The following is a 6,655-nucleotide window of genomic DNA, read 5'->3' on the forward strand; positions in this document are numbered from 1 at the left end:
GACCAACATCCGGCGCAAGCGGGGCGCCAAGCCCGAGGACCGCACCCGGAGCACGGGCACGACCCCCGTGGTGCCCGTGCTCACCGACCGCCGCTGCCGTCCGTCGTCCCCCGACGGCGGACGCGGCGGTCGGAGTCCGTAGGCCGCTGTCCCCGATCCGCCCGCCTGCTCAGTCCCGCGCGGGCAGGCGGGCCTCGCCCGCGAGCACGTTCGAGGTCAGCCGGCGCAACGCCAGCCGGGTCGCCTCGAACTCCTCCTCGGGGAGGTCGATGACGGCGCCGACCGCCTCCGGGATCCCCTCGGCCAGGGCCCGCAGCCGCGCACCCTCCTCGGTGAGGGTGACGCGGACCGAGCGCTCGTCGCGCGGATCCCGTCCCCGGTTCAGCAGCCCCCGCGCCTCCAGGCGCTTGAGCAGCGGGGTGAGCGTGCCGTAGTCCAGCTGGAGCACGGCGCCGATCTCCTTGACGGAGCACTCACCGCGTTCCCACAGCAGCATCATCACGAGGTACTGGGGATAGGTCAGCCCCAACGGCTCCAGCAGGGGCCGGTAGAGGTTGGTCACCGCGCGCGACGCCGCGTACAGGGCGAAGCACATCTGCTCGTCGACGGGAGGAAGCGGGAACTCGCCCGCGGGGGCGGGGGAACGGTCAGGCATCGGCAACATCGTAGTTACCTCCTACCCGATGTCAAAGCCCACAACTGTCTTGCACGCGAGGGAGAGCGGGACGGGGCGCCGAACGCCCGACAGGTGGGGGCTTCCGCATGTCCGGCTACGCCTCCTGGCGGGCAACAGCCTGGAGCGCCGTCCACTCGCCGCCGGGAAACACCAGGTGGCCGCGCTCGCGGTTCTGGGTGTCGCGCACGGCCGCGCCGGACGCGGTCTCAGCGATCTCCACGCACCTCCTACTGGTGCGGTGCCTGGTAGGGCAGCCTGCGCTTGACCACCTTGCCGGTGGCGTTGCGCGGCAACTCCTCCAGCACGACCACGTCACGCGGTACCGAGAACCGGCCCAGCGCGGTCCGCACATGCATCCGCACCTCGTTCGGGTCCACGCGCACACCCTCGTACGGCACCACGAACGCCGCGAACCGCTGTCCGAACTCCTCGTCCGGCACACCCGTCACCACGACCTCACGCACCCCGGGAATCGTCACGATCGACTCCTCCACCGGCCTCGGGAACACGTTCTCCCCGCCGGAGACGATCATGTCGTCGTCCCGGCCCGCCACGTGCAGCAGCCCGTCCGCGTCCACGTGCCCCCGGTCGCCGGTCTCCATCAGCCCGTCCGCGACCTTCTTGCTCCGGCCGTTCGTGTACCCGTCGAAGAGCATGTCGTTGCCGACGTGGATCGACCCCTCGACCCCGTCCGGCACCTCGGAACCGTTCCCGTCCAGGACCGCGATCCGCGTCCCCAGCGGAGGACGCCCGGCGGTCGTCGGCGACAGCCGCAGGTCCGTCGGCGTCGCGATCGTCGCCCACGACACCTCCGTCGACCCGTACAGGTTGTAGAGCACGTCCCCGAACTCGTCCATGAAGCCCGTGATCAGCTTCGGACTCATGGCCGAACCGCTGCACGCCACGATCCGCAGCGACGAGGTGTCGTACCTGGCGCGCGTCTGCCGGGGCAGGTCCATGATCCGCCGCAGCATCACCGGAACCGCGAACAGCACCGTGCACCGCTGCTCCTGGACCGTGCGCAGCACGTCCTCGGGCTCGAACAGCCGCCGCATCACCAGCGTCGCCCGCATCGACATGCCCAGCTGCACCCCCGCCAGGCCCCACGTGTGGAAGACCGGCGCCGAGACCAGGATGCGGTCCGACGAGCGCAGCGGAATACGGGACAGCACCGACGCCGCGTCCTGCGGGCCCTTCGGCGTCGGCCTCCGCGCGCCCTTGGGGGCGCCCGTCGTCCCCGACGTCAGCACGATCAGCCTGCCGGGCCGCTCCGGCGGACCCGGCTCCGACGCGGTGCTCTCCCGCGCCTCCCACGGCACCGTCGGACCCGGCCGCGCCGGCTCGCCCCAGGCCGTCACCCGGGCCACCTCGGGCGGAAGTCCCTCGTACAGGGGCTCGAACTCGGTGTCCGCGACGATCACCGCGAGCCCGTTGTCCACCGCGGCAGCCAACAGCTGGCCCGCCGACAGACCCGTGTTGAGCAGGACGGTGTCCGCCCCGAGACGGCCACAGGCCACCATCGTCTGCACGAACGCGCTGTGGTTGCGGCACAGCAGGCCCACGCGCGTTCCCCGACCCACACCCGCCCGGTGCAGCTCCCGCGCCAGCTGCCGGGCGCGCAGGTCCATCTCGCCGAAGGTCGTCGGTCCCCGCTCGTCGATGATCGCCACCGCGCCGGGGACGCGCTCGTTCGCAGCCGCGTACCCGCCGGCGATCGTGGCGCCCCACGTGCGCAGGGCACGGAGCTGGCGGACGACCCTGTCCGGACGGCCGAGGCTGAACACACCGGCGCGGACCAGGACCCGCACCGTTCTGAGGGTCTGTCGCAGTCGCGAGGGGACGGGAGGACCGGCGTTGGGCGCCATAGTGTCTCCGGAAGGGCAGCGGGGACGGGCGAAGCGTTCCGCGCCTCACCGGGGAGCCTTCGCCGCGTGACTCCCCGGAAGTACTGCGACCGTAGGCGACGAACCCCCGCCGTTTCTGCGCACCGGGGTGAGTCGCCGCCCGCCGTTCCTTGTCACCGGAGGACGAACGGCCCCGCTCACACCGACCCGGTCACATGTCGATCGTCAGCTCGTCGCTGCTCGGCTCGGCCGCCCCCTCCTCGGCCTCCAACGAGACGCACAGCTTGTCCGGCGAACCCATGCCCCCGGCCATCCCGGAGTGCATGCCCTCGTCCGAGGGCTCCAGCATCCCCGCCGACCGCGCACCGCTTCCGTCCAGCCACCACATCTGGTAGGCCATGCCGGCCGGCGCCGAGGGAAGCCCCTCCACCACCAGCATCGCCGAGTCCTTCTCGTAGGAGGCGAAGACCGTCGCCCGAGCCTCCCCCAGGGGCGCCTCCACCATCGCCGTGTCGGGGGCGGCGAGCAGGGCCTCCACCTCCGCCTTGTGCCGCGCCTCCGAGTCCATCCGCCGGTCCGTCGCCACCAGCGCACCCGCGAGCACCACGACGAGCAGGGCGCACGCTGCCACCAGCGTCCACGGCAGCCATCCGCGCCTCCGGAGCCTCAGCCGCACCACCGTCCCCGCGTCGTCCACCCGGGCCGGGGAGGCCTCCGGAGGCAGCTGCCGGGTCCGCCGGGCGGAGTCGAGGATCGCCTCCCACACCTCGGCCCGGGGCTCCCGGGCCTCCGCCCCGGCCAGCCGCACGGCCGTCTCCCGGAAGTCCGCGAGGTCGCGTCGGCAGTCCTCGCACTCCGCCAGGTGCAGCTCGGCGGACCGGGCCTCCTCCCGGCCCAGGGCGTTCACCGCGTACCCCGCGGTCAGTCCGTGCACTCCCGCGTCGCTCACACGCCCACCCCCAGGCAGTCCCGCAGCCTGATCAGACCGTCACGCAGCCGTCCCTTGACCGTGGTCAGCGGAACCCTCAGCAGCTCGGCCGCCTCCCTCTGCGTGTATCCCGTGTAGTACGTGAGCCGGACCGCCTCCCGCTGCGTCTCGGTGAGCCTGCGCAGACAACAGCGCACCTTCTCCCGCTCCAGACGGTGCTCGACCTGTTCGGGCACCGCGTCCCTGGGCGTCGTCTCCGGTTCGAGGCGCCCCGCCGCGGCCAGCCGCGTCGACGCGGCCCGTTCCGACCGGACCCGGTCCACGGCCCGGCTGTGCGCGATGGTCAGGACCCACCCGGGCACCGTCCCCCGCGACCGGTCGTAGCGGGAACACGTGCGCCACACCTCCAGGAAGACCTCCTGGCAGACCTCCTCCGCCTGCGCCTCGTCCAGCAGGACGCGGCGCGCGATCCCGAACACGGGACCGGACAGCTCGCGGTAGACCCCCTCGAACGCGGCCAGGTCGCCGAGGGCGACCCGTTGGATGAGGCCCGTCAGATGGTCCTCCTCCGCGCCACCGCCCTCGCCGGCGATGTCCGCCTTCCGGGGGCTCGAACCCGTCATCCGACTCATCGGTCACCGCCTTCCCTGCTCTCGTCCGGAATTCGGTGCGGGGCGTGCCCCGGCGACCCCCGCCCCCAGAGCGTGACCGCTTCGTTATTCGTTTCCCCGTCGCCCCGACCCCGCCCGCACCGAAGCAGGGGCATGTCCGACACCGAACGCCGCACCAGCCGAGGACCCGCCGCCATCGCCGGTCTCGTCTCCACGGGCTCCGCACTGGCCGCCGCCGAGGTGGCCGCCGCGCTGGTGACACGCCCCACCGCCGCTCCCCTCCTGGCTGTCGGGGACGCGGTCGTCGACCTCGCCCCGCTCCCAGTCAAGCAGTTCGCCGTCGACACCTTCGGCACGGCTGACAAGCCGGCCCTGCTCATCGGAACGGCGCTGCTGCTCGCGGTCGCGGCGGCCCTCATCGGTGCCGCGGCGGGGCGCCGCAGGGTCCTCGGCCCGGTGGGGATCGCCGCGTTCACCGCGGTGGGCCTGGCCGCGGCGCTCACCCGCCCCGACGCCGGTCCGCTCGACGCGCTGCCGACCCTGGCGGGCGCCGCCGTGGGCGCGGTAGTCCTCCTCCGGCTGTTGCGCGCTGCCGCCGGCCCACGGGGCGTCGTGACGCGGCAGGACCCCGCAGGAGGGGAGGGCCCGACGGCGCGAGACGCGCCAGCCGGGTTCGACCGGCGCCGCTTCGCCCTCCTCGCCGGGGCCGTCGCGGCGGTGTCGGCGGGCACCGGGACGGCGGCACGCCTCCTGCCTGCGGCGTCGCCCGGAGGCGGGATCACCCCCGCCAACGCGGTGATCCCACGGCCGACGGACCGGGCCGCGCCACTGCCGGACGGCGTCGACCTGGAACTGGACGGCCTCACCCCCTTCTTCACCCCGAACGGCGACTTCTACCGGATCGACACCGCGCTGTCGGTCCCCCGGATCGACGCGTCCACGTGGTCTCTGCGGGTTCACGGCCTCGGCGCGTCCGAGGAGCTGGTCCTCACCTACCAGGACCTGCTCGACCACCCCGACCTGTGCGAACGCGACATCACCCTCGCCTGCGTGTCCAACCCCGTCGGCGGGACCTACGTCGGCAACGCGCGCTGGATCGGGGTGCCCCTGGCCTCCGTCCTCGCACGGGCCGGTGCGCGCTCGCCCGCCGACGGCGGCCCGGCCGACCAGCTGGTGGCCAGGTCCGAGGACGGGATGACCATCGGCACCCCCATGGCCGAGGTCATGGACGGCAGGGACGCGCTGCTCGCGGTCGGCATGAACGGGCGGCCCCTCCCCCACGACCACGGGTTCCCCGTGCGCATGGTGGTCCCCGGCCTGTACGGATACGTGTCCGCCTGCAAGTGGATCACCGAGATCGAGCTGACCACGTTCGACGCGTTCGACGCCTACTGGGTGCCGCGGGGCTGGTCCGCGCGCGGCCCCGTCAAGACCCAGTCGCGCGTCGACACACCACGCGACCGGGCGGACCTCGGCCCGGGACGGGTGGCCGTCGCCGGGGTGGCGTGGGCCCAGCACACCGGGATCGACCGGGTGGAGGTCCGCGTCGACGACGGGCCCTGGACCGAGGCGCGGCTCGCCGGGGAGGCGGGCACCGACACCTGGCGCCAGTGGGTCCTCGACTGGGACGCCGAACCCGGAGAGCACACGATCACCGTCCGCGCGACCGACCGCGACGGACGGACCCAGACCCCTGACCGGGCGGAACCCGCGCCGGACGGCGCGACGGGGCACCACGGCGTCACCGTCACGGTGGCCTGACCCCGCCCGCCCGGACAGGTACCGGGACCACGCAGGTCCCGGGCGACAGCGGTACCGCGACAGCGGACCCCGACACACAGGAGACGAGAACCATGAGCGTGCCCACCACGAAGCAGCTGAGCCGACTCGTCGCGGCCGGGGCCATCAGCCTCGTCGCGGTCTTCGGCCTGGCGGCGTGCAACGACTCCGAGGGCTCCGGCGGGGACACGGTGGAGAACGAGGAGATGTCCGACGAGCCCATGGAGGACGAGATGGAGGAGTCGGACGACATGTCCGAGGAGTCCATGGACGAGGAGCCCATGGAGGAGGAGATGGAAGAGGAGCCCATGGAAGAGGAGATGGACGGGGACATGGAGGACGAGGGCTGACGCTCCCCGCCCACCTGCGGCTGACCGTGAGGGGGCCGCCGCGCACCGCGCGCGACGGCCCCCTCACGAAAGCGTGCCCCGGTTCCATGTGTGGGCCGGCGCCCCCGAGCCCTGTTGTGAGTGGGGACACAGGCGGTTCGGTTTGCCGCGCGGTGTGGCGGGGGGTAGTGTTCTCCGAGTCGCCACGGGACGGCGGGCAGGCCTCAGGGCCAGCCCGGAACCGGGCCGGATATCGGCGGCACAACCTCCTCTCTGAAACACCCGGTTCGAGCACTGCTCGGGCCATGTAAGCTCAGGGAGTCGCTTCAAAAGCCAAGTCCATTCGGACAAAAGCAAACGAAGCAGAACGGGCTTTACCCCGATCAGAACCACAAACCGCCGATTTGGCGGGGCGCGGAACACCTGATAAAGTAAAGACACAACAAAGCGGAAACGCAGACGCCTTCCACGGAAGAGCACACGGTCTC

7 protein-coding genes are annotated in these 6,655 nt (G+C 72.7%); 2 read left to right on the forward strand and 5 right to left on the reverse strand.

Features of this window, described 5'->3' with window-relative positions:
- Positions 1 to 169: 169 nt before the first annotated feature.
- The 5 genes from ACFWTE_RS29285 to sigK all read right to left on the reverse strand — a co-directional run bounded on the left by ACFWTE_RS29285 (position 170) and on the right by sigK (position 4,071).
- Entirely contained in the window at positions 170 to 655 is a 486-nt protein-coding gene (locus tag ACFWTE_RS29285) for a MarR family winged helix-turn-helix transcriptional regulator (RefSeq protein WP_378783159.1), read from the reverse strand.
- 115 nt (positions 656 to 770) lie between these two features.
- Positions 771 to 896: a DUF397 domain-containing protein gene (locus ACFWTE_RS29290; RefSeq protein ID WP_378783160.1), complete on the reverse strand. Its 126-nt coding sequence runs from the start codon at positions 894 to 896 to the stop codon at positions 771 to 773.
- A gap of 7 nt (positions 897 to 903) precedes the next feature.
- Positions 904 to 2,541, reverse strand: a complete 1,638-nt coding sequence (locus ACFWTE_RS29295) for an AMP-binding protein (RefSeq protein ID WP_378783161.1) — start codon at positions 2,539 to 2,541, stop codon at positions 904 to 906.
- A 190-nt stretch (positions 2,542 to 2,731) separates the two neighbouring features.
- Positions 2,732 to 3,469, reverse strand: a complete 738-nt coding sequence (locus tag ACFWTE_RS29300) for an anti-sigma factor domain-containing protein (RefSeq protein WP_378783162.1) — start codon at positions 3,467 to 3,469, stop codon at positions 2,732 to 2,734.
- A complete protein-coding gene (gene sigK / locus ACFWTE_RS29305) occupies positions 3,466 to 4,071 on the reverse strand; it encodes an ECF RNA polymerase sigma factor SigK (protein ID WP_378783165.1) in 606 nt (201 codons plus the stop codon). The genes ACFWTE_RS29300 and sigK overlap by 4 nt, the downstream gene beginning before the upstream one ends.
- 141 nt (positions 4,072 to 4,212) lie before the next feature.
- Between sigK and ACFWTE_RS29310 the strand changes: the two genes are divergently transcribed.
- Together ACFWTE_RS29310 and ACFWTE_RS29315 are read left to right on the forward strand one after the other, a co-directional pair.
- Positions 4,213 to 5,820: a molybdopterin-dependent oxidoreductase gene (locus ACFWTE_RS29310; RefSeq protein ID WP_378783163.1), complete on the forward strand. Its 1,608-nt coding sequence runs from the start codon at positions 4,213 to 4,215 to the stop codon at positions 5,818 to 5,820.
- 92 nt (positions 5,821 to 5,912) lie between these two features.
- Positions 5,913 to 6,188, forward strand: coding sequence for a hypothetical protein (locus ACFWTE_RS29315; RefSeq protein ID WP_378783164.1), 276 nt, complete (start codon positions 5,913 to 5,915; stop codon positions 6,186 to 6,188).
- Positions 6,189 to 6,655 lie beyond the last annotated feature (467 nt).

The organism is Nocardiopsis sp. NPDC058631 (assembly GCF_042716955.1).
GTDB lineage: Bacteria > Actinomycetota > Actinomycetes > Streptosporangiales > Streptosporangiaceae > Nocardiopsis.